This is a genomic window from Pseudomonas capeferrum (assembly GCF_013523055.1).
Lineage (GTDB): Bacteria > Pseudomonadota > Gammaproteobacteria > Pseudomonadales > Pseudomonadaceae > Aquipseudomonas > Aquipseudomonas capeferrum_A.
The window spans coordinates 235,171-256,211 of the sequence record NZ_JAAMQM010000001.1; the positions used below are offsets into that span (position 1 = coordinate 235,171).

At 62.1% G+C, this 21,041-nt stretch carries 21 protein-coding genes; 18 read left to right on the top strand and 3 right to left on the bottom strand.

What is annotated here, in order from left to right; translation table 11 throughout:
• The first annotated feature begins 30 nt into the window (after positions 1–30).
• From G7009_RS01135 to pcaF, 3 genes are read left to right on the top strand one after another with little or no spacing between them, the layout of a single operon-like run.
• Entirely contained in the window at positions 31–699 is a 669-nt protein-coding gene (locus G7009_RS01135) for a 3-oxoacid CoA-transferase subunit A (protein ID WP_181128133.1), read from the top strand.
• Positions 696–1,358 (top strand): 3-oxoacid CoA-transferase subunit B, encoded by a 663-nt coding sequence (locus tag G7009_RS01140; protein WP_181128134.1) that lies wholly within the window; start codon positions 696–698, stop codon positions 1,356–1,358. The genes G7009_RS01135 and G7009_RS01140 overlap by 4 nt, the downstream gene beginning before the upstream one ends.
• Positions 1,355–2,563, top strand: a complete 1,209-nt coding sequence (gene pcaF, locus G7009_RS01145) for a 3-oxoadipyl-CoA thiolase (RefSeq protein ID WP_181128135.1) — start codon at positions 1,355–1,357, stop codon at positions 2,561–2,563. Before G7009_RS01140 ends, pcaF begins: the two co-directional genes overlap by 4 nt.
• A gap of 265 nt (positions 2,564–2,828) precedes the next feature.
• Here the strand turns inward: pcaF and G7009_RS01150 are convergent, their stop codons facing one another.
• Positions 2,829–4,196 carry an MmgE/PrpD family protein gene (locus G7009_RS01150; protein WP_181128136.1) on the bottom strand — a complete coding sequence of 456 codons (1,368 nt, stop codon included), beginning with the start codon at positions 4,194–4,196 and terminating at the stop codon, positions 2,829–2,831.
• 318 nt (positions 4,197–4,514) lie between these two features.
• Between G7009_RS01150 and G7009_RS01155 the strand changes: the two genes are divergently transcribed.
• From G7009_RS01155 to G7009_RS01200, 10 genes are all read left to right on the top strand, one after another.
• On the top strand, positions 4,515–5,303 hold the full coding sequence (locus G7009_RS01155) for an SDR family NAD(P)-dependent oxidoreductase (protein WP_181128137.1): 789 nt from the start codon (positions 4,515–4,517) through the stop codon (positions 5,301–5,303).
• A gap of 22 nt (positions 5,304–5,325) precedes the next feature.
• A complete protein-coding gene (locus G7009_RS01160; RefSeq protein WP_181128138.1) occupies positions 5,326–6,231 on the top strand; it encodes an NAD(P)-dependent oxidoreductase in 906 nt (301 codons plus the stop codon).
• 9 nt (positions 6,232–6,240) lie between these two features.
• Positions 6,241–6,630: a carboxymuconolactone decarboxylase family protein gene (locus G7009_RS01165; RefSeq protein WP_181128139.1), complete on the top strand. Its 390-nt coding sequence runs from the start codon at positions 6,241–6,243 to the stop codon at positions 6,628–6,630.
• Positions 6,631–6,698: 68 nt separating this feature from the next.
• Entirely contained in the window at positions 6,699–7,499 is an 801-nt protein-coding gene (locus G7009_RS01170; protein ID WP_181128140.1) for an N-acyl homoserine lactonase family protein, read from the top strand.
• A 138-nt stretch (positions 7,500–7,637) separates the two neighbouring features.
• Complete coding sequence (locus G7009_RS01175) at positions 7,638–10,406, top strand: LuxR C-terminal-related transcriptional regulator (RefSeq protein WP_181128141.1); 2,769 nt, start codon at positions 7,638–7,640, stop codon at positions 10,404–10,406.
• A gap of 536 nt (positions 10,407–10,942) precedes the next feature.
• Positions 10,943–12,535: a phytoene desaturase family protein gene (locus G7009_RS01180; RefSeq protein ID WP_181128142.1), complete on the top strand. Its 1,593-nt coding sequence runs from the start codon at positions 10,943–10,945 to the stop codon at positions 12,533–12,535.
• Positions 12,532–12,735, top strand: a complete 204-nt coding sequence (locus G7009_RS01185) for a hypothetical protein (protein WP_181128143.1) — start codon at positions 12,532–12,534, stop codon at positions 12,733–12,735. The genes G7009_RS01180 and G7009_RS01185 overlap by 4 nt, the downstream gene beginning before the upstream one ends.
• 10 nt (positions 12,736–12,745) lie before the next feature.
• On the top strand, positions 12,746–13,123 hold the full coding sequence (locus G7009_RS01190; protein WP_181128144.1) for a nuclear transport factor 2 family protein: 378 nt from the start codon (positions 12,746–12,748) through the stop codon (positions 13,121–13,123).
• A gap of 533 nt (positions 13,124–13,656) precedes the next feature.
• Positions 13,657–14,928, top strand: coding sequence for an FAD-dependent oxidoreductase (locus tag G7009_RS01195; RefSeq protein WP_181128145.1), 1,272 nt, complete (start codon positions 13,657–13,659; stop codon positions 14,926–14,928).
• A gap of 108 nt (positions 14,929–15,036) precedes the next feature.
• Positions 15,037–15,255, top strand: a complete 219-nt coding sequence (locus G7009_RS01200; RefSeq protein WP_181128146.1) for a hypothetical protein — start codon at positions 15,037–15,039, stop codon at positions 15,253–15,255.
• A 9-nt stretch (positions 15,256–15,264) separates the two neighbouring features.
• Here the strand turns inward: G7009_RS01200 and G7009_RS01205 are convergent, their stop codons facing one another.
• On the bottom strand, positions 15,265–15,444 hold the full coding sequence (locus G7009_RS01205) for a twin-arginine translocase TatA/TatE family subunit (RefSeq protein WP_308813294.1): 180 nt from the start codon (positions 15,442–15,444) through the stop codon (positions 15,265–15,267).
• A gap of 373 nt (positions 15,445–15,817) precedes the next feature.
• On the opposite strand from G7009_RS01205, the gene G7009_RS01210 reads away from it, so the two are divergent.
• The 5 genes from G7009_RS01210 to G7009_RS01230 all read left to right on the top strand — a co-directional run bounded on the left by G7009_RS01210 (position 15,818) and on the right by G7009_RS01230 (position 19,497).
• Positions 15,818–16,426, top strand: coding sequence for a twin-arginine translocation signal domain-containing protein (locus G7009_RS01210; RefSeq protein WP_181128148.1), 609 nt, complete (start codon positions 15,818–15,820; stop codon positions 16,424–16,426).
• 29 nt (positions 16,427–16,455) lie between these two features.
• On the top strand, positions 16,456–18,114 hold the full coding sequence (locus tag G7009_RS01215) for an FAD-binding oxidoreductase (protein ID WP_181128149.1): 1,659 nt from the start codon (positions 16,456–16,458) through the stop codon (positions 18,112–18,114).
• Complete coding sequence (locus G7009_RS01220) at positions 18,111–18,464, top strand: c-type cytochrome (protein WP_181128150.1); 354 nt, start codon at positions 18,111–18,113, stop codon at positions 18,462–18,464. The genes G7009_RS01215 and G7009_RS01220 overlap by 4 nt, the downstream gene beginning before the upstream one ends.
• Before the next feature lie 22 nt (positions 18,465–18,486).
• A complete protein-coding gene (locus tag G7009_RS01225; RefSeq protein WP_308813301.1) occupies positions 18,487–19,122 on the top strand; it encodes an NAD(P)-dependent oxidoreductase in 636 nt (211 codons plus the stop codon).
• A 180-nt stretch (positions 19,123–19,302) separates the two neighbouring features.
• Complete coding sequence (locus tag G7009_RS01230; protein WP_181128151.1) at positions 19,303–19,497, top strand: hypothetical protein; 195 nt, start codon at positions 19,303–19,305, stop codon at positions 19,495–19,497.
• Between the two features lie 692 nt (positions 19,498–20,189).
• On the opposite strand, the gene G7009_RS01235 is transcribed toward G7009_RS01230, so the two are convergent.
• Positions 20,190–21,029 carry an SDR family oxidoreductase gene (locus G7009_RS01235; protein WP_181128152.1) on the bottom strand — a complete coding sequence of 280 codons (840 nt, stop codon included), beginning with the start codon at positions 21,027–21,029 and terminating at the stop codon, positions 20,190–20,192.
• Positions 21,030–21,041: the final 12 nt, after the last annotated feature.

Genomic DNA, 21,041 nt, shown 5'->3' on the forward strand with positions numbered 1-21,041 from the left:
TCGTCTATATTTCTGCGGAGTCTCGCGTCAATGATTGACAAGATCGTATCCTCGTTCGAGGCGGCGGTGGCCGACATCCCTGATGGTGCCACGGTGATGATCGGCGGCTTCGGGACCGCCGGCATGCCGGACGAACTGATCGATGCACTGATCGCGCATGGCGCGCGTGAGTTGACCATCGTCAACAACAATGCCGGTAATGGCGAGACCGGCCTGGCGGCGCTGATCAAGAACAAGCGGGTGCGCAAGATCATCTGCTCGTTCCCGCGCCAGACTGATTCGCAACACTTCGACGCAGCCTACCATGCTGGCGAGATCGAGCTGGAACTGGTGCCGCAGGGTAACTTGGCCGCACGTATCCATGCCGCCGGTAATGGACTCGGCGCGATCTTCACCCCCACCGGCTATGGCACCGAACTGGCCACGGGCAAGGAAACGCGCGAGATCGACGGCAAGCACTACGTCCTGGAGTATCCGATCCGTGCCGACTTCGCGCTGATCAAGGCGCACAAAGGCGACCGTTGGGGCAATCTGGTGTACCGCAAGACGGCCCGTAATTTCGGCCCGATCATGGCGATGGCCGCCGAATGCACCATCGCCCAGGTGAGCGAGACAGTGACACTGGGCACACTGGACCCGGAAGCGATCGTGACACCCGGCATCTTCGTGCAACGCGTGGTCCGCCAGGAGGCCAAATGAACCGTTTGAACCGCGACCAGATGGCCGCACGCGTAGCGCAGGATATCCCCGATGGCGCTTACGTCAACCTCGGCATCGGCCTGCCGACCAAGGTCGCCAACTACCTGCCGGCCGACAAGGAGATCTTCCTGCACAGCGAGAACGGCGTGCTCGGCATGGGTCCGGCGCCGGCACCCGACGAGGAAGACCCAGAGCTGATCAACGCAGGCAAGCAGCCAGTCACGCTGCTGAAGGGCGGCAGCTACTTTCACCACGCCGACTCATTCGCGATGATGCGCAGCGGGCGCCTTGATGTGTGCGTGCTGGGCGCGTTCCAGGTTTCCATCTACGGTGACCTGGCCAACTGGAGCACCGGCGCACCGGGCGCGATCCCGGCCGTGGGAGGCGCGATGGATCTGGCGATCGGCGCGCGCGACGTGTTCGTGATGATGGAACTGCTGACCAAGGACGGCGTGAGCAAGCTGGTGGCCGAATGCAGCTATCCGTTGACCGGCCTGCGCTGCGTCTCGCGCGTCTATACCGACCTGGGCGTGTTCGAGATCGGCAAGGACGGGGCGCGAGTGATCGAGACCATCGACGGCGTATCGCTGGACGAACTACGGCGCCTGACCGGCCTGCCGCTGGAAATGGCGGCCAGAGCCCGGAGACCTGAGCAATGAGCGAAACCTACATCATCGATGGCATCCGCACCCCGATTGGCCGCTATGGCGGCGCGTTGTCGGGCGTGCGCGCCGACGACCTAGGTGCGGTGCCGCTGAAGGCGCTGCTGGCGCGACATCCGCAACTGGACCCGGCACTGGTCGAGGATGTCTACCTCGGCTGCGCCAACCAGGCCGGCGAGGACAATCGCAACATCGCGCGCATGAGCCTCCTGCTAGCGGGCTTGCCGGTATCGGTACCGGGCAGCACGATCAACCGGCTGTGCGGTTCGGGCCTGGAGGCGGTCGGTACGGTCTCGCGCGCGATCCGCGCCGGCGAGCTCGGCCTGGCCATCGCCGGCGGCGTGGAATCAATGTCGCGCGCGCCGTACGTGATGGGCAAGGCGGCCAGTCCGTTCGCGCGCGACCAGATCATTGAGGACACCACGATGGGCTGGCGCTTCATCAACCCGCAAATGAAGCACCTGTACGGTGTGGAACTGATGGGCGAGACCGCCGAGAACGTCGCCGAGCGCTACGGCATATCGCGCGAGGACCAGGATGCATTCGCACTGCGCAGTCAGCAGCGCGCCCATGCGGCGCAGGCGGCAGGCTTCTTTGATGGCGAGATCGTCCCGATCAGCGTGCCCGGTCGCAAGCGCGGTGAAACCCTGGAAGTATCGCAAGACGAGCATCCGCGCCCGGACACCACCGCTGAAACGCTGACCAAGCTCAAGCCGATCTTCCGACAGCCTGGCAGCGTCACCGCGGGCAACGCCTCGGGCATCAATGACGGCGCCGCCGCACTGCTGCTGGCCTCCGGCGAGCAAGTCGAGAAGCTCGGACTGACGCCGCGCGCGCGCGTGCTCGGTTTCGCCAGCGCTGGCGTCGAGCCGGGCTACATGGGCATTGGCCCAGTGCCGGCCACCCGCAAGCTGCTGACTCGCCTGGGACTGCGGATCGACGACTTCGACGCAATCGAACTCAACGAAGCGTTCGCCGCGCAGGGCCTGGCGTGCATGCGTGAACTCGGCCTGCCCGACGATGCCGCGCACGTCAACGCCAATGGCGGCGCGATTGCGCTCGGCCACCCTCTGGGCATGAGCGGCGCGCGCATCGTGCTGACCCTGCTGCGGCAACTGGAAGCCAGCGGCGGCAAGCGCGGCCTGGCTACGATGTGCATCGGCGTCGGCCAGGGCGTAGCGTTGGCGATCGAGCGCCTTTGAGTTACTGATATCTCTGGCGGACGTCAGCACCGAAACCTGGGATGGCTCACAGGTGCTGACTTTCTCGCTCAACACGCCGCAAAGCGCTTTGCTCTTGCGGCGTTTTCCTGGCGTTGCCTCTACCCTTTCTCCCAATAACGGCCTTTGATCGGCTTCACCTCGCAGCCTCAGCCTGACCCGTCAACTGTCCACCCCTTGCCCTCGTGGAAGGACAGCCTGGCCTCAGACAGAACCACTGTTTTGGTAGTCCCGCTTCCGCCACCCATCAGCCTGAAGCGAGCGACATCAGTCGACCCGCGTCCTCCTCGCCATCCAGCGACCAGAGTATGTCGAGCAATGGCTGCACGGCACATCGGGAGCCGCCGTGCACCGCGAGTTCGCGCAGTTTGTTCTCCAGGTCAGCGTCGCTCAGAGGGGCATTCAGGCTGCCACGCGCCACGGCCACCCGGTGGCTCAACACCCGACCGCAATCGAGTCGCAGACGAACCTGCGCCGCTTCCACCGCGTAATCGGGATCGTCGACAAAGGTCAGACGAGGATAGAGCGCGCGCAGAGCCGGATCAGCCACCGCGGCATCACTGAACTGCGCCAGCCCCGCCTTGCCAGTCGCCAGGCTGACGGCGACCGCATGCTGCGCGCTGACCTGCGCTTCGCGCCCCAGGCGTATATGCGGTCGATCGGTACGCTCGCGTAGCAGAGGATGGCCGATTAGCTCGATATGGCTGATCCGTTCCAGCGACCAGTCCCGCTCCTGGGCAAGGGCCAGGCAGGCTTCTATCACCGGGTTCAACACCACACCGCAGGGATAAGGCTTGTAGGTGTTGGCCGCCAGCGCCCAGCGCTCTCCCAGCCCGTCGCTGACCTCGGCGAAGCGCGGCTGCTCGCCCATCACCCGCAGAAAACCACGTTCGCCTTCCAGGGGCCGCGCGGGGCCGGCGAAGCCCTCTTGGGCGAGCAGCGCCGACAATATGCCATTTCGCGGTGCATTGCCGACGCCGAGGCTTTTGGCTGCGCTGCCCAAGGTCTCCACCAACCCCGACGCTTGGGCGCTAGCATTGCCCAATGCCCAGGCTAGTTGCCGCGCATTCAACCCCAGCAGCTTGCCGATGGCCGCTGCTGCGCCGAACACGCCACAGGTGGAGGTGATGTGCCAGCCACGCTGATAGTGCCAGGGATGCAGCGCCATCCCCAACCGACACTCCACCTCGATACCCAGCACCAACGCCAGCAGCAGTTGCTCGCCGCTCACCCGCGTGGTTTCGGCGAAGGCGAATAGTGCGGCGGCTACCGGCGCGGTGGGGTGGATGATCGTCGGCATATGGGTATCGTCAAAATCATAGACGTTCGCGCTCATCGCATTGAGCGAAGCCGCATCGAGCATGCCCAGGCGTTCAGCGCGCCCGATTACCTGCGCCTGCCCGTCAGGCTGGAGGCGTCCGAGCAGCCGCCGGGCCTTGCCTATATCCGAGTCGCCGCAGCCGGCCAAGGCCACCGCGAAATAATTCACCAGCGTGCGCCGGGCTTCATGCCGGATCGCCGCTGGCAGGGCGGCCCAATGTGTCGCTTCGATAAAGCCGGCAAGTTGCTGCGTCAGGTGAGGTACAGGGGGTGGCGTGGCAGCAGTGTCGTGCATGGCGTTTCCTTGGCGGGTGATGAAATGCCCCGATGAATACGCACACCGCTCCACGGGCGCACCTATCCATCGACAGGCCCGCCAGCGTCGAGCTCACTATCTTTCGGCAGGTGCCTTGCTCAACACGTGAGGCAAAGCTGCACACAGCGTAGAAACGGACTCGTCCTGATCGGACGGGCATACCCATAAGAATCGAGGGCAACCAATGGCTGATCCGTACCTCTCGGACACAGCATCGCCGCCAGGCGCCCTCACGCAGCCGAAGGAGACCAGCATGGCCCCATTCGCCCCTGACTACCCCGCCGGAGAACAACCGGCATGAACACGCTGAAGGGCAAGCGGGCCCTCATTACCGGTTCAGCCGCCGGCCTCGGCCTCGCCATTGGCGAGGCGCTGGCCAAGGCCGGCTGTGCGGTGGTGCTGCATGGCCGAGCCGAACCGGACAGCATGGCAGCAACCTGCGCTCGGCTGAGTGAGCGGCATGGCACTCCGATCAGTTACCTGAGCGCCGACCTGTCCGACCTGGCCGGAGTGACTGGCCTGATCGAACAGGCGCAAAGCACCCTCGGCGGCATCGACATCTTGGTCAACAACGCGGTTACCCGGCATTTCGCGCCGGTCCACGAGTTGCCGACGCAAGCCTGGGACCTAGCCCTGGCGGTCAACCTGTCGGCGGTGTTCCACGCTACCCGCCTGGTGCTACCCGGTATGCGCGATCGGCACTGGGGACGGATCATCAACCTGACCTCGATCTACGGCATGCGCGGCACTCCCAACCGCGTCGATTACGTCACCACCAAGAGCGCCCTGCTCGGATTTTCCCGCGTGGTGGCGCTAGAGAACCTTGATTACGGCATCACCTGCAATTCGGTATCGCCCGGCTCGACGCTGACTCCGTCGATCGCCGCACGAGTCGAGGCGCTGCGTGAGCGCGACAACTTAGAAGAACCAGAAGCCGTCCGCCGTTTCCTCGCTGGCAAGCAGCCTTCGGGACGTTTCAACCAACCCGAGCATGTCGGCGAACTGATCACCTTCCTGTGCGGCGAAGCCGGCACCGACATCACCGGCGCCATGCTGCCGGTCGATGGTGGCTGGCTGGCGAGCTGACAACCTACCCGGAGAACCCTAGATGTCCAATCCAAGTATCGGCTTCATCGGCCTCGGCACCATGGGCGAGCCGATGGCAACGCGCCTGGCACAAGCCGGTTACGATCTCACTGTGTCCGATCTCAACGAAGCCGCCGTCGAGCGCCTGGTCGCCCTTGGCGCCAAACGAGCCAGCGACCCAACAGCGGTGGCCTCGCAAGCGGAGATCGTTTTCGCCAGCCTACCGACTCCCGACGTGGTGCAGAAGGTCGCCCTCGGCGACCAGGGCGTCGCGAGCGGCAGCAAAGTCCGCGTTTTCGTCGACCTTTCCACCACTGGGCCACGCACCGCTAAGCTGGTCGCCGAAGCGCTGGCCAGGAATGACATCATCGCCGTCGACTGCCCAGTCAGCGGTGGCGCCGCCGGCGCGCAGAAAGGTACCCTGGCGCTGATGGTCTCTTGCCCCACGCCCACTCACGACGAACTGCTGCCAATCCTCAATCACCTCGGCAAGGTGATCTTCTGCGGTGAAGCGCCCGGTCTCGGCCAGACGATGAAGCTGGTCAACAACCTAGTCTCGGTGACTGCCTTGGCGGTGTCGTCCGAAGCCCTGGTGATGGGCGTCAAGGCAGGTCTCGACCCGCAGATAATGCTCGACGTGTTCAACGCCGGCAGCGGCCGCAACAGCGCCACTGCCGACAAGCTTCCGCGCGCCGTGCTGCCGCGCACCTTCGACTTCGGCTTCAGCACAGCGCTGTCGCTCAAGGACACCCGCCTGTGCCTCGACGAAGCCGAAGCCATGGGCGTGCCCATGCCGGTCGGCAGCGCCGTGCGCCAGGTGCTGAACATGACCCGCGCCGCCTTCGGCGATAACGCCGATTTCACCCGCATGGTCTGCCTGATTGAACAGTGGGCCGGCGTCGAAGTCCCCACCACCGCAAAGAAATAAGGACACCACATGGACAAAGCACTTTTCGACAAAGGTTTTAGCAACCGCAAGGCGGTACTCGGTGCCGCACATGTGGAGAAATCCTGGGCCGCCGCCGACGCCTTCAACAAGCCGATGCAGGAACTGGTCACCGAATACTGCTGGGGTGCCATCTGGGGAGACGAAACCCTGCCCTTCAAAACCCGCAGTATCGTCAACCTGGCCATGCTCACTGCGATGAACCAGCACCATGAACTGGGCGTACACGTCAAAGGCGCGCTGACCAATGGCGTCAGCAAAGAGGAGGTTCGAGCTGTGCTGATGCAGGCCGCCATCTATTGTGGCGTTCCGTCCGCCCTGGCAGCTTTCCGCGTTGCCAGCGAAGCGATCAAGGCCTGGGAAAGCGAGCACCAGAACTAAAGTCACCTGCCTGCGGCTCCGGCCTGCCCTGGCAGGCCGTCTCACAAGAACAAGACCGGAATCCGCCTATGAACAGCCTGCCCTGCTACGAAGTGTTCGCCCTACGCTACGCCCATGTCGCCCGCCGCCGCTGTGACAACTTCATGGAAATCCACGACGCCCACGACCTGCCTATGCCGATGGACTACTTCGTTTGGCTGATCCGTGGTGAAGACCGCACGATGCTAGTCGACACTGGCTTCAACCAGGCCGCCGCCGATGCGCGGGGCCGCACACTGCTGCGCTGCCCGATCAAGGCACTCGAAGTCCTCGGCATCGAGCCGCAAGACATCAGCGAGACCATTATCACCCACATGCACTATGACCACGCCGGCAACGCCGATCTGTTGCCGAACAGCCGCTTTCATCTGCAGGAAGCGGAGATGCGCTACGCCACGGGGCGCTATATGGTCTACAAGCCGCTGCGCCAGCCGTTCAACGTCGAGGACGTGATCAACATCGTGCGCGGTGTCTATCAAGAGCGCGTGCTGTTCCATGATGGCGACGTCAAGTTGGCACCGGGCATCGAACTGATTCATGTCGGCGGTCACACTCAAGGGTTACAGGCGGTGCGCGTGCATACCGAACGCGGCTGGATAGTGCTGGCGTCGGACGCCAGCCATTACTACGACAACCTGGAAATGGAGGCGCCCTTCCCCGTGGTGTTTAACGTTGGCGACATGCTCGACGGCTACCGCAAGCTGCTGGCGCTGGCCGATTCTCCTGCCCACCTGGTGCCTGGTCACGACCCGCTTGTGCGAGAGCGCTATCCGTTCCATGGCAATCCAACCGACGACGTGGTGGCCCTGCACTTGCCGCCCAACACCTGACTGGACAGCTGGAACGTCCTGGGCGATAAGATATCAACCGTCCGCCAATGATGGCCGGCATACACACCCACTGCCTGAGGTGCGTGCCTTTCAACAAGAAGTCGAATCATCGACCCTGACACAAGAGGCGACGTGCAAATGCGCAGCGCACACCCAAAAATTGCTTTCGATCTTCCAGAGCCGATGCAGGTCTTTCTCATCGGATCGAAACTGCTACCGCCTGCCGAAACCAGTAACCTTATCCCCCGCCCACGCCTGACCAAGCGTCTGGGCGAGGCCGGTAACACCGTGCTCGCCCTGGTTCAGGCCCCACCCGGCTATGGCAAGACCTGTGTACTCGCCCAGCATTACCAGTGGCTGCAACAACACGGCAACCGCGTCACTTGGCTGTCGCTTGATCCCGGCGCCCAGGAACTGCCGGTGTTCGTCGCTCATCTCAAGGGGGCCATCGAGTTGGCTGGCGCCGAAGGTCTGGCCCATGAACAGCTCACCCGGGTCGGCGAACGCAACCTCCATCGGGCATTCAACTCGATACTCGGTGTCACCCAGGCCCAGACCGGCGCCCCACTCTATGTGTTCCTTGATGATGTCCATCACTTGGCCGGCACCGACTCAGTGCGTGTACTCTCGATGCTGATCGACCATGCCCCGCCGGGTCTGCATTTCATTCTCTCGTTTCGCGGCGAACCTTGCCTGTCCGTGGCGAGACAGCGCATGCACGGCCAGGTCCACGACCTAGGTACCCGCGACCTGCGCTTTAGCCACAGCGAAACCGTCCAGCTTATGGAAAGGCACGGTGTCGAAGGTCTGGATCAGGCGCAACTGAACATCCTCGAGGCGCGCCTGGAGGGCTGGGCAGGCGGACTCAAGCTCGCCTCCATGCTGCTGCGACGCGATCCGGAGCTATTGCACGACTTGGCGAACTTCTCCGGCGAACGCCGTCAGTTTGCCGACTTTTTCCTTCAGGATGTGCTCGGCCGTCAGCCAGACAATATCCGCCGCTTCCTGCAGTGCAGCGCTGTGCTGGAACGCCTGTATGCCCCACTGTGCAATGCGCTGACCCAGCGCCAAGATGGCCAGGAAATGCTTCGCGAATGCGAGGCGCGCGGACTGTTCCTGCTGCCGATGGACGAAGAGCAGAAGTGGTATCGCTACCATCCGTTGTTTGCCGAGTTCCTCCGGCGGCAGCTGCGCGAGAGCGACTCTGGGCTGTACGAACAGCTTAACCGTCGCGCCAGCGACTGGTTCTCCGACAACCAACTGCATACCGAGGCGTTCAACCACGCCCTGGCCAGCCGTAACATCACCCGCGCAGTAGAAATCATGGACGCCAACTGCGAGCAGATCTTCAGCGTCGACGAGAACGCCGTCAGCTTGGTGGAGAAGCTGCCAGACGGTGTGTTGGCGCGCTTTCCGCGCATCCTTCTGGCCAAGACCTGGAATTTATTGATGGGCTGGCAGTTCGAGACCTGCCGGCAACTCCTGCTCACCACCCGGCAAAGCATTGACCGACTGCAGCAGGACGGGCAGGTCTCGGAAATGGAAATCCGCAACCTTAATCACCAGATGATGCACCGAGAAATGATGCTGGCCATGCTCGCCGACCAAATGCCTCAGGTCGAAGAGCAGGCTCGCACACTGATCGACGAGTATGACGATGCCCACCCGCTGGTGCGCGCCAGCCTCTACACGGCGCTGATCTACGCACGGCGCGAACACTACAAGCTAGGCGACATCGAGCGCCTGCACACCCAAGCCCTGGAGTACCTTAATCGCACCGCTAGCCCACTGGGCACGGTCTTCCACCAGGCCGTGCTCGGCCCTTCGCGCTTCGTCGCCGGGCGCGTGCACGTCGCACTGCAGTCGCTCAACGACAGCCTGAAATCGGCCGAGCGCCTCGCTGGCAAAGGCTCGCCGCTGGCCTCGGTGGTCGCCATGCACCTGGCGAAGATCCACTATGAACGCGATGAGCTGGCACTGTCGCGCAATATTCTCGAACAATACCTGCCGCAGATCAGTTGCAAGGGCTTCGTCGACCAGGCGATCGCCGGTTGGCTGACCCGCGCGCGACTGTCGATGATCGACGGCGACGTGGCTACCGCCTTTCGCATGCTCGACGAGGCCGACGTGTTCGCCCAAGAGCACGACTTCGAGCGGCTACGCCTGTTCACCTTGGCCGAGCGGCTGAAATGGCTGCTGCGACAGGGCGATACCGATTCGGTGATCCGCCTCGGCCGCAAGCACGATTTGCGCCGTCCGGCCAACCAGTTCGCTTCGCACCACGGCATCACTACCCGCGACGAGGCGCGCGCGTTGGCCTGGGTCCGCGTGGCCCAGGCCGAGGACCGCCTACCCGAAGCGCTAGGCCTGGCGAAGCAGTGGCATCGCCACATGAGCGCCGTCGACGCGATCCGCAGCGTGCTGCGCTGGGACCTGATCATCGCCCACCTGTCGTTGCTCTCCGGCGATCAGCGGGCGGCGCTGCGTATCGTCCGCCGTGCCATGTTCCAGGCGGCACCGGGAGGCTTCATTCGGGTGTTCCTCGACGAGGGCACCTGGTTGCACGGTTTGCTGCGCGAACAACTGCAGGCCGCCACGCTGGAGGGGGAGCCGGCCGATGCGTTCGCCACAGAGCTGCTGCGGCGCTTCCAGGGCGACGATGCGATCACCGCCAAGCCGCCGTTGCCGGCAACCGAGCCGGTGGTAATCGCCGGCTCGCTGAACAGTCGTGAACTGGACATCCTCAAGATGGTTGCCGCCGGCATGCTCAATCGCGAGATCGGCGACAAGCTGGGAATGACCGAAGGTTCAGTGAAGTGGTACCTACAGCAGATCTACGACAAGATCGGCATCCGCCGCCGCTCGCAGGCCGCCGAGCGGGCCCGCCAACTGGGCATTCTGCGCTAACCCTGGCACGTGGCCCTATCCCGTGGATAGGTGCCTCGAGCCCTTCCCTAGGCTTGCTAGGCTGCCACTCACGAACCGGCGGCCTCACAACTTCGCAAGCAGCCAGAAGGGAGCGGAGCGCGGTGGCCGGCGAGATCAGCCACAACGTCGAGCGCGTGCGCAGCATTGCCGACCGGGGGAGCCGAGGCGAACGATCACATGGCCGACTCAAGCACCGAGCTGACGCGCCTGGGTGGAGAGCTGCAGCAGCTGGTGCAACAGTTCCGCACCTGAACACGCCGCCATCTTTCGGCAGGTTCGCACTGCAGGCATCGAGGACATACTGGCCTGGACAGCTACAAGACATCCGGTAGGCGACGCCGCCGGATTTTTCACGGTGATCGCGCTCAAGCCAGGCAGTCACCCTTTTTTTGCTCCTACGCCATCTCCATACAGATCCCACTATCCATGGATAGGTGCTCCCCAGCGCATGCATTTCTAGCATCACCCGCAGTGGGCATCCTCCCTCTCCGACAAGAACAACAGGAATGATCGACATGAGCACCTCCTACGACATCGTCGCCGTGGGCTCCGGCCATAACGGCCTGGTCGCAGCCGCCTACCTGGCCGCCGCCGGCAAGAAGGTTCTGGTACTGGAGCGCAACGCCTGGTTTGGCGGCGGGGTAGTTACCCGTGAGCTGACCGTGCCGGGCTTTCGCCATGATCAGCACAGCGTGGGGCACATCTTCATCCAGGCCAACCCGCTGATCCGCAACGACGAACTCGGCCTGCTGAGCAAGTACGGCCTGAAGTACATCTATCCGGAAACACCGCTGATCTCTGTTTTCGAGGACGGCAGCACCCTGAGCCTGTACCGCGACCGGCAGAAGAACTACCAGGAGCTGGCCAAGTTCTCGCAGAAGGATGCCGAGGCCTACCTGAAGTTCTCCGAGATCGCCGCGCACTATCTGCCGATGCTGCTCGGCACCTTGTACTCGGCGCCTGTACCGATGGGGGCGCAGTTCGCCATGATGGACCAGAGCCCGGAAGGCCGGGAAATGTTCGCCACCATGATGAAGAGCAGTTGGGAGATCATCTGCGAGTGGTTCAGTCACGAGAAGGTTCGTCTGCACTTTGCGCGCATGGTCGGCGAGAATCTGGCCAGCCCCGAGGAGATGGGCTCGGGTATCAGCCTGTTCATGTTCCTCGGATTCATGGAGAAGTACGGCATCGGTATTCCGGTCGGCGGTAGCGGTGCCCTCACCGATGCGCTGATCCGCTGCATCCGTGATCACGGCGGCGAGGTTCTGTCCTCGGTCGACGTAGCCAAAATCGAGACCCGTGGCGGACGCGCCAGCGCCGTGCGCAGTCATGATGGCCGCGTGTTCGAGGCAAAGGACGCGGTGATCGGCGGTATCCACCCACACTTGCTGCGCAGCTACCTGGACGATGCTGGCGTCGCGGCGCAGGTATTCGAGCGCGCCGAGCGCACTCAGACCTCGCCATGCGCCTGCATAACCATCCATGCTGCCCTCAACGAGAAGCTGCGCTTCAAGGCCGGCGACCATGTAGATCAGGCCGCCTTCATCGAGCTGCTGGCGGTCGACCTGAATCGCTTTCGCCGCTCCTTCGACGATGTGCGCTATGGCGAACTGCCCAGAGACCCGCTGCTGGCCTTGGCCTCGCCTACCAACCTGGACCCGAGCCGTGCACCGGCGGGCCGCGCCACCATGCATGCCTGGGCGTACGTACCGTTTCAGATCGGCCAGCGCGCGCCTGAGTACTGGGACGAGATCAAGGACGCCTATGCCGAGGAACTATTGGCGAAGATGAGTCCATTCTTCCACAACCTGTCCAGCGATCTGATCATCGCCAAGCACGTCGACACCCCGCTGGACATGCAGCGCACCTCGCCCAGCTTCCAGCGCGGCGACCTGCACGGCATCGCCGGCTACCAGCACCAGTTCGGCGCGCACCGACCGACTCCAGAGCTGGGCCGCAATACCGTGCCGGGAGTTGAGCGCTTCTACCTAGTCGGCCCATTCCAGCATCCGGGCGGTGGCGTGTTCGGCGCCGGACGAGCAACTGCCATGCGCATGTTCGATGACCTCAAGATGAACTTTGGCAAATTCAACCAGGTGACCCGATGAAGCTCTTTTCCCCAGATGGCAGCGAACTTATGAAAATCGAGGCACTGGAGCGTGATGGCGATATGCTGGTGCTCAAGGGCACGGCCTTCGGTGCCATGCCGATCACCGCCCAGTTGCGCCCGCAGGAGATGCGCGGCGGCTTCAGCCTGCTCAACCTCAAGCTGGTGTGCTTCCTCGTCAGCATGCTGTTGCGCCGCTGAGGATACAGCCATGCAGACATCTGCCAACAAGCAACTGGTACTCGACTACCTCCAGCATATGGAAGCCGGCAACACCCTCGCCGCGCTTGCCCTGACCAGCGATGACGCGCGTTTCTGGATGCCCGGCCCGGGTGAGCTGAACAAGGCGCAGATTGCCGGTTTCTTCGAACAGGTCAGCCCGCTGATTCTCAACATGCGCTTCACCATCCACGGCATCGCAGAGGAAGGCGAACGTGTCGCGGTGGAGGCCAGTGGTCTGGCGCGCCTGGCGAATGGCAAGCCGTACGCCAACGAGTACCATTTCCTGTTCATCGTCAACGACGGCCGCATCGTGGTCATGAAGGAATACGCCGACACTGCGCCGGCCGCGGTGTTCTTCGAAAGCTGATCCCTACCCCGCAGGGTGCAATGCCTTGCGGGGCCTTTCTACAAGGAACGGAGTTATGCAATCCCAAGCATCATCTTTGCGCCACCCTCCAGGCGGCTGACCCGCTATCACCGTATTTCCCTTTGCCAATAACCAATAATCCGTTACGACGGTCCGCCCGGGCATCGGTTCGAGAAGAGGAAACCCGACCATGAACCTCCAGGCTTCCAGCAACTTGGCGGTACCACGACCGACCTACCAGCGACTGCGCCGATCCAGCGCCGCTACCAGTTCGTCCGCGACAAGCTGATCAACTTCCAGCAGAACTGGGCGCCGAGCGGCATGGCACTGTATCTCGACCGGAACATCATCCGCGGCCTCGACCGGATGCCTATCTACTGATCCAGGTTAACAAAAGGCGCGCGGCTATCTTTGGGTAGGTACTCCCCGGCCCCATCGGCGAAAGAATCCCCAGCAGCGTCCAGCACGATCCTGCCGGACCACGAGTCGGTTCACTCATCCGAACCCAAGAACAAGAGCCACGGAGACTCCCCATGAACAAAGGTAAACGCATCGTCATCGTCGGCGCTGGTCCTGCCGGCCTGGTCACCGCCCTGGGCCTGGCGCGCCAGGGTGCCCAGGTCACCGTCATCGACCGAGAGGACGATATCCTGCGCTGGCCCCGCGCCATGGTCTATTTGCCCTCGACCCTCAAGGTCCTCGACGAGATCGGCCTGCTGGACAAGGCCAAGAGCGTTGCCGCCTGGGGGCACGAATACAACCTGCGCTTTCCGTTGACCGGCAACATCGGCCGCCTCGACTACCACCTGATAGAGGACTTGACGCCTTACTCCTTCAACCTGCATTTCGGCCAGGATGTGCTTGCCGAGATGATCCTCGAGGAGTTTCTCAAGCTGCCGGGCGCGGAAATGCGTTGGAAGACTTCATTCGATACCGTCGAGCAAGCTGCCGATTGCGTACAGGTATCCCTGCATACCCCAAACGGCCCGCGCACCATCGAGGCCGACTGGCTGATCGGCACGGATGGAGCGCGTTCCAGCGTGCGCAAGGATCTCGGCGTGGAGTTCGAGGGCTTCACCTGGGAAGACATCTTCATGGCCACCAACGTCCTCTACGACTTCGACAAGTACGGCTACGCGCCTTCGACCATGGTCGCCGATCCGGATCACTGGTGCGTGATCGCCAAGATCGATGACAAGCAGCAGTGGCGCATCGCCTACGGCGAGGACAGCAGGCTCTCCGAGGAGACCCGCATGGCACGTATCAAGGAACGCTTCAAGCACTTCCTGCCTGATCCGGATGCGCCGCTCGAACTGCTCGCGGCCAATTCCTACCGGGTCCACCAGCGTTCAGCCGCTACCTACCGGGTTGGGCGTGTGTTCCTCGCTGGCGACGCCGCTCACGCCACCAACCCGATCGGCGGCATGGGCTTCACCTCCGGCGTGCAGGACGCCAACACCCTGATCAAATGCTTGGGCGGGGTGATCAACGGTACGCTGGCCGAAGATGCCCTGGACTGGTATGCCTACGAGCGTCGCCGCTGCTTCCTGGAGATCGCCAACCCTACCGCCATCGAGTTCAAACGTCGCACCCAGGAGCGCGACACTGCCAAACGCATGGAGGACGAGGCCAACATGTTCGCCCTGATGGCCGACCGCGAGATGTCTCGCCAGGCAATGATGTCGATTTTCAATCTGTCCGGTCGCGACTACCGGGAGGACTGGAAAACCACCCTGCTGGTCCAGGACCAGTCCGGGCAGACCCCCGCGCTCGGCGCCCACGGCGGGGTCAAGCTCGAGGCCTGACGTACTCTGCCCTCCGAGCGGACCTGCTGGCGATCATGGCGCATCGAAATCGCGTGGATCGCCGGCAGGCTGGTTCCTTCAGTCTTCCCATCCCCGCGAGGAAACCCCATGCTCTTCACCGTCGCCCAAGTATTGAGCCCGACGCAGGTCGCCTATGATCCCGAGACTCAGGAGCTCAACGTGCAGTACCACAATCCGCACCGCGCCAGTGGCGGGAGGACCTTGCAGGTCCGTTTCCCCAAGGACGCACTGAGGGAATTGCTGCTGGAAATCCGCCGTCTGGAAGCCGCTCCAGGCAAGCCGCTGGAACGACTGTTCGCAAACTGATCCAGACCGTCAGGAACGTGTCTGCCGCTCAGATCCCGCCTCGTCGTGCAGACTTGGCGGTTCCACCTCCTCCGCGAGTGACTGGCGGAACCCCTTGATCGCCGCGCCCACGTCCGCCCCCATGCCGCGCAGACGCTTGCCGCCGAAAAATACCAGCACCAGCAGCAACACAATGCCCATCTTCCACAAGCTGACTCCCGCAAATCCCATCTCTACCTCCACGATTCGCAATTGATCTGATCCGCTCCCGGTGGAAACCTCCACCAAGGACCGTGACCCAAGCCAGAATGGCACGTCCGGTACGGAGGAAACGCTATCTTTTGGTAGGTGATCACCTCTACCGGCGACCTCGACAATCAATCCTGCCTGCTTGTCCGCCCTGCTCTCGCGGCGGCCATAAGAACAAACGACAACGCACAGGAGATATCTGCCATGCCCTCTGGATCCCCCCGGTCCGGCTCGATCCGAACCGCGCCCAGGCCCTCGGAGCCGCAATCCTGAACCCCCAACCACCACGCCGCAGCAATACCGTGCGCCGGCGGGATTCGATCCGGGAAACATCATGAACAGACGCACATTCCTCAAGACCAGCCTGGCTGGCGCAGCGATTCCCGCATTGGCCAGCGTCGGGCACTTCAGCCTGGCCGACACATTATCTGCCTGGGGCGGTGGTCTGCCCGAACTGGTCATTTCCGATGCCCGTTTCGCCGCCTGCCAGCGCTTTGGCAGCGCGGCTGAACAGGCCGGACTGGCCCATGTTGCCATCGACGGCGACGTTACCGCACTGTGGTTCCAGCGCCTCGACCCGCAATGGCGCAAGGCACCGACGGTGATCGCCGGCTTGACCGCCCGCCAGCCTCTGTTCGTCCTAGAGCGTCTGGCCTGGGACCGAGGTATGCGCGTGGTGCTGCGCGTGGAACATGACTGGAATGCCGATGGCAGCATCGAGCACACCCTCGACGCTCCCGAGCATCAGTTGCCGGAACTGACGGCCCTTTTCAACGGCAATGCCGACTGGAGCGAACGCTTTGCCCGGCTCAGCGCCAGTTGTTCGTGGAATCTGGCTCGCACGCCCTGCGCCCAAAGTACCGCCCGCTCGCCCTCCCACCTCCACAGCGGCAGTCCAGCACCCCTGGTGAGCTGGGTCATCGCCCCCACCCAGCGCGCCTAAGCCTGCTCAAGAATAAAAAGGAACCCAATATGCGCCAACCACCCGGCATCAGCAGCCAGGATTTCGTCGAGGTCATCCGCCTATTCAGCGAGGTCGTCGGCAAGGAATGGGTCTTCACCAGTGACGAGGACCTGCATCTGTACCGCGACGCCTATTCGCCCTACTGGGGTGAAGCCGAGGAGCGCATCGCCTCGGCCGCCGTGGCACCCGCCTCCACCGAGGAAGTGCAAGCGCTCATGCGCATTGCCAACCGCTTCAAGATTCCCATGTATCCCATTTCCACCGGCAAGAACCTCGGTTACGGCGGTTCTGCGCCAACCTACTCGGGCTCGGTAGTGCTCGACCTCAAGCGTATGAACCGCATCCTCGAGGTAAACGAGAAGCAGGCCTACTGCGTGGTGGAGCCAGGCGTCAGCTACTTCGACATGTACCGCCACCTGCAGGAAAACAGCATCAGGCTGTGGATCGATGTGCCTGATCCTGGCTGGGGCAGCATGCTCGGCAACGCCATCGATCGCGGCGCCGGCTATACCTCCTCGCAGTTCCGCAACCACTTCGACGCCCACTGTGGCATGGAGGTGGTGCTGGCCGACGGCACGCTGATGCGCACCGGTATGGGCGCGATGCCAGGCTCGGATACCTGGCAGATGTACAAGACCGGTTTCGGCCCCTGGATCGACGGAATCTTCAGCCAGTCCAATTTTGGTGTGGTCACCAAGATGGGATTCTGGCTGATGCCCGAACCGGAAGCGTTCCTCAAGGGGGTAGTGCACCTGCCGCGCTACAAGGACATGATTCCCCTGGTCGATATCATGACCCACCTGGAAAACACCAAGGTGTTCACAGGCTACCCGGACATTAATAGCCCGGTCCTCGGCACACCGAGCCTGGCCGGCCTGCACGACTTCCTGGCGCATGGCCCGGAACCGCGCGACGACGAGTACATGCAGCTGTTGCAGCGCGGTGCCGCGCCGGAGGAGTACGAGGCCTATGGCAAGCGCAACAAGATTCCATTCTGGAGCTGTGCCTTCACCTTTTACGGCCCGGAGAAGGTAATCCGCGCGCAGTGGGAGAACGTGCAGGCGCGCTATCGCCAGGCACTCCCCGACGCCACCTTCGAGGAAAAGGAGTTCTACAACCTGCCGCTAAGCGAGGAGCAGAAGGAGAAGGTGCAGTATCCAGCGCAGTTCGGCATCCCTAACCTGCGGACCTTCGCCATCGGCGCACGCTCGAGCTGGAACCCGGCACCGCCGTCGGACGGCCACGCCTGGTTCTCGCCGATCATCCCGCGCGATGGCGCGGCGATCCTCAAGATCAACGACGTGCTCGGCAAGGCGGCCAAGGAGCTCGGCGTGCCACTGGTGTTCGCCATGAACGTACCGGTGCCATCCTGGGAGCGGTGTTTCGTGTTCATCATCCCGTTCTATATCACCAAGGACGCGAAGCGTAACAAGGAGATCCGCGAGGCGTTTCGCAAGCTGATCAAGCTGGCCGCGGAGCATGGCTGGGGCGAATACCGCACGGCAGCGGCCTTCCAGGGCGACGTGATGGACACCTACTCATTCAACGACCATGCCCTGCTGCGCTTCCACGAGACGCTCAAGGATGCGATCGACCCCAACGGCGTTCTATCGCCGGGCCGCTATGGCATCTGGCCGAAACACCTGCGCAAGGAGAAGAAGGCATGAAGTTCACCTCTGCACTGATCCTGGCAGGTTTCTACCTGAGCAATTCGCTGGGCGCCTGGGCCGGCGAGGACGCACAGGGCAAGCAAGTATTCGAAAAATGGTGCATGCCCTGTCACGGCAAGGGTACCGAGTATCCCGGCACCTTGGCACTGGACGCCCGCTACAAGGGCGCGGTGCCTGGCGCCCTGGAGGATCGCACCGATCTTGCTCCGGCCTTGGTCCAGTATTTCGTGCGCAATGGCATTTCGGTGATGCCGTTCTTCCGCAAGACCGAGATCAGCGACAGTGAGCTGGATGCTCTGACCCGTTACCTACAGAAACAGCCGGCACAGGCTGCTGCGCAGCCCTGAGGAGCACAGCATCAAAATCATAATCTTCGGCGCGCTCGGTCGGGCCGGCCGCCATCTCTGCCTAGAAGCCCTTGCTCGCGGCCACGAAGTCGTGGCAGTCAGTCGATCTATCACTGCTGGGCTTCCCCCCCACCCGAAGCTTCACCTGGCCCATGGCGACGTGACGAACTCGGCGCAGGTCAGACAATTGGTTGCGGGGTCGGACGCGGTAATCAACTGCATATCTCCACGCCCAAGTCCGAGTGGCCCTGCTTGCTCGCTCGAGGATGCTGCTCGGGCCTTGATCAAGGGACTGCAACAGATATCGGTCAAGCGATTGCTGGTGGTCGGTGGAGCCGGCAGTCTTGAAGTGGAACCAGGGGTGACGCTGAAAAGCCTCCCTGATTTCCCGGCAGAGTACCTGCCCGAGGCTAATGCTCAAGGGAAGGCGCTCGAGGTCTACAGGAAAGAGGCCGGCGCCCTGGACTGGACCTATATAAGTCCAGCCATCTTGTTCGAGGAGGGGGAGCGTCTGAACCGATACCGCACAACCGATGATCACCTGCTCACTGACGCAGAGGGAATCAGCTCGATCTCTTTCGCGGACTATGCCGTCGCTTCCATCGACGAATTAGAATGTCCGAGGCACATCAAAAAACGCTTCGGTGTTGCCTATTAACCCTCACTCAGCGCCCTCCCTTTGGACCTGGACCTGGCCCTAGGGCCGGAAGACGAACAGATATAAAGAGTCTCCTTCATGCGCTTCTAGGCTTACTGCCCCATAGGTCTCCATGCTTTCTCTGAGCAGTATGAACGATAGCTATGCTGTCGCTGAGCCTTTCGCCCTGCCGAGGATTTGATGGGGGCCTTCAACGTCTACACAGCCTTGGCAGGGCGTAGCGAAAAAGGCGGCGTTTTACTCTCCGTTTACACGTGTACGCATGGAGGCGAGATCGAGCAACTCAAGGCCGAGAACGAAGTCCCGGCCAAAGAGCGCAATCGTCTCCGCGAGGACAAGCAAGGCCTGCTGGAAGCCGGCGCGCATCTGCTGTGACCCATCCGCTACACGCATAACCCCCTCTACAGCTCAAGCCATTCTGGATCCGCTCCAGCCATTCCTCATAACTCACTTCATCATCACCTACCGCATCAAAGGCGACGAAACCTACCAAGCCCGGTATGACTCGTTTATCCGCAAGAAGGATGCCGGCGGCCAGACATTCTGGAACGAGACCTCCTCGTTCTACGCTCTTACGTCGCCGAGGTCCGCCGCCGAGCTATGTCGATCCCTCTGTAACGACACTGACTTCGACTGCTGCAAGGATGCAGGGGTAGTCATCGACACCACGAACAAGCGTCTGCATCTAGCGGATGCGATTCAAAACCACGACCTTTTGAAGGAGTGCATCGGCTTCTGAGTATGCTCACCTCAATAGCACCTCGTCACCTCGGCATGTGCTGACTCCAGTGTTGAAAACCACTGAGTGGTTCAACCCCGTCAGCGGTTCCCTGGAGCAAGGCTGAGTATCAATAAACAGCTTACGATCGATAAGGGCGGACTCTACCACCGACCTCCGGATTATGAGCCCGGCGAACTGACCACTGTTCTACCCTGCAACAGAAACGAAAAAGCCCGACGCAATGGTCGGGCTTTTCTTTCGATCCCCTCACGCTCAAGGATCGGATGAGGGTCAGTAATTTGCTCATTTGCCCATTGATGTCAATGACGAAGAACGGAATTTATCCTCAAACCGGCGTGCCAGGTTTGATCTCATACGCTTTTTGAACGAGCTCGGCACGTTTGCCTAGCCCGTCATTACTTTTACGAGTCCATGCCGCATCAAGTTGCTCACGCTGCTGGGAGATGATCTCTTTGGGCTCCACATTGCGGTAGCTGTCAATCTCGCCAGTGATAACGCCGATGGTAGTTTCAAAAACCGGCTCAGGATCATATTGCTCATGCGGGAAGGCAAGCTTGTCGTAGTCGAAAAGACGCTCGGAGGCATCGTCTTGCCAGCTCTTCCAGCTCTCGAACATTCGATCGTTGAACCCTGTAAGGAATGGGCCTGGATTGACCGTAGCCACCTCGATCCCAAACTCCTTTAACTCCTGACTCATCGCCTCAGCGATCGCCTCAACTGCGTGCTTGGAAGAGGCATAAGCGCCTGCAAACGGGTCTGTGGTCAGACCGGCCACTGAAGACATGAATACGATCTTGCCGGCTTTCTTTTTAACCATCTTTTTGACAACGAGCTGGGTCAGCATTAGAGGGCCGATTACGTTGACCTCATACTGGCGGCGGAGGTTTTCAGCGGGGATGTCCACCGTTGCCCCGCCTTCCGAGATACCAGCATTATTGAGAAGCACGTCTACGTCCCACGTTGCAGCTTTGCGGCGGTCACCGTCATCGGTGACATCCAGTTTTTCTATTCGAAGTTTCACGCCACGTCGCTGAGCCTCCTGCTCCAAGCCGTGAACTTGCGCAACTATTTCTACGCCTGCAATGACTTCAATGCCCTTGGCAGCGAGTCTTAGGGCTACTTCGTAACCAAATCCAGTACCTGCTCCTGTTACGAGAACTTTCATGTGCTTCTCCTA

Bases quoted from the DNA above. Each gene is read 5' to 3' on its own strand.
- G7009_RS01135 (WP_181128133.1), top strand. From the start codon at position 31: ATGATTGACAAGATCGTATCCTCGTTCGAGGCGGCGGTGGCCGACATC.
- G7009_RS01140 (WP_181128134.1), top strand. From the start codon at position 696: ATGAACCGTTTGAACCGCGACCAGATGGCCGCACGCGTAGCGCAGGAT.
- pcaF (WP_181128135.1), top strand. From the start codon at position 1,355: ATGAGCGAAACCTACATCATCGATGGCATCCGCACCCCGATTGGCCGC.
- G7009_RS01150 (WP_181128136.1), bottom strand. From the start codon at position 4,196: ATGCACGACACTGCTGCCACGCCACCCCCTGTACCTCACCTGACGCAG.
- G7009_RS01155 (WP_181128137.1), top strand. From the start codon at position 4,515: ATGAACACGCTGAAGGGCAAGCGGGCCCTCATTACCGGTTCAGCCGCC.
- G7009_RS01160 (WP_181128138.1), top strand. From the start codon at position 5,326: ATGTCCAATCCAAGTATCGGCTTCATCGGCCTCGGCACCATGGGCGAG.
- G7009_RS01165 (WP_181128139.1), top strand. From the start codon at position 6,241: ATGGACAAAGCACTTTTCGACAAAGGTTTTAGCAACCGCAAGGCGGTA.
- G7009_RS01170 (WP_181128140.1), top strand. From the start codon at position 6,699: ATGAACAGCCTGCCCTGCTACGAAGTGTTCGCCCTACGCTACGCCCAT.
- G7009_RS01175 (WP_181128141.1), top strand. From the start codon at position 7,638: ATGCGCAGCGCACACCCAAAAATTGCTTTCGATCTTCCAGAGCCGATG.
- G7009_RS01180 (WP_181128142.1), top strand. From the start codon at position 10,943: ATGAGCACCTCCTACGACATCGTCGCCGTGGGCTCCGGCCATAACGGC.
- G7009_RS01185 (WP_181128143.1), top strand. From the start codon at position 12,532: ATGAAGCTCTTTTCCCCAGATGGCAGCGAACTTATGAAAATCGAGGCA.
- G7009_RS01190 (WP_181128144.1), top strand. From the start codon at position 12,746: ATGCAGACATCTGCCAACAAGCAACTGGTACTCGACTACCTCCAGCAT.
- G7009_RS01195 (WP_181128145.1), top strand. From the start codon at position 13,657: ATGAACAAAGGTAAACGCATCGTCATCGTCGGCGCTGGTCCTGCCGGC.
- G7009_RS01200 (WP_181128146.1), top strand. From the start codon at position 15,037: ATGCTCTTCACCGTCGCCCAAGTATTGAGCCCGACGCAGGTCGCCTAT.
- G7009_RS01210 (WP_181128148.1), top strand. From the start codon at position 15,818: ATGAACAGACGCACATTCCTCAAGACCAGCCTGGCTGGCGCAGCGATT.
- G7009_RS01215 (WP_181128149.1), top strand. From the start codon at position 16,456: ATGCGCCAACCACCCGGCATCAGCAGCCAGGATTTCGTCGAGGTCATC.
- G7009_RS01220 (WP_181128150.1), top strand. From the start codon at position 18,111: ATGAAGTTCACCTCTGCACTGATCCTGGCAGGTTTCTACCTGAGCAAT.
- G7009_RS01230 (WP_181128151.1), top strand. From the start codon at position 19,303: ATGGGGGCCTTCAACGTCTACACAGCCTTGGCAGGGCGTAGCGAAAAA.
- G7009_RS01235 (WP_181128152.1), bottom strand. From the start codon at position 21,029: ATGAAAGTTCTCGTAACAGGAGCAGGTACTGGATTTGGTTACGAAGTA.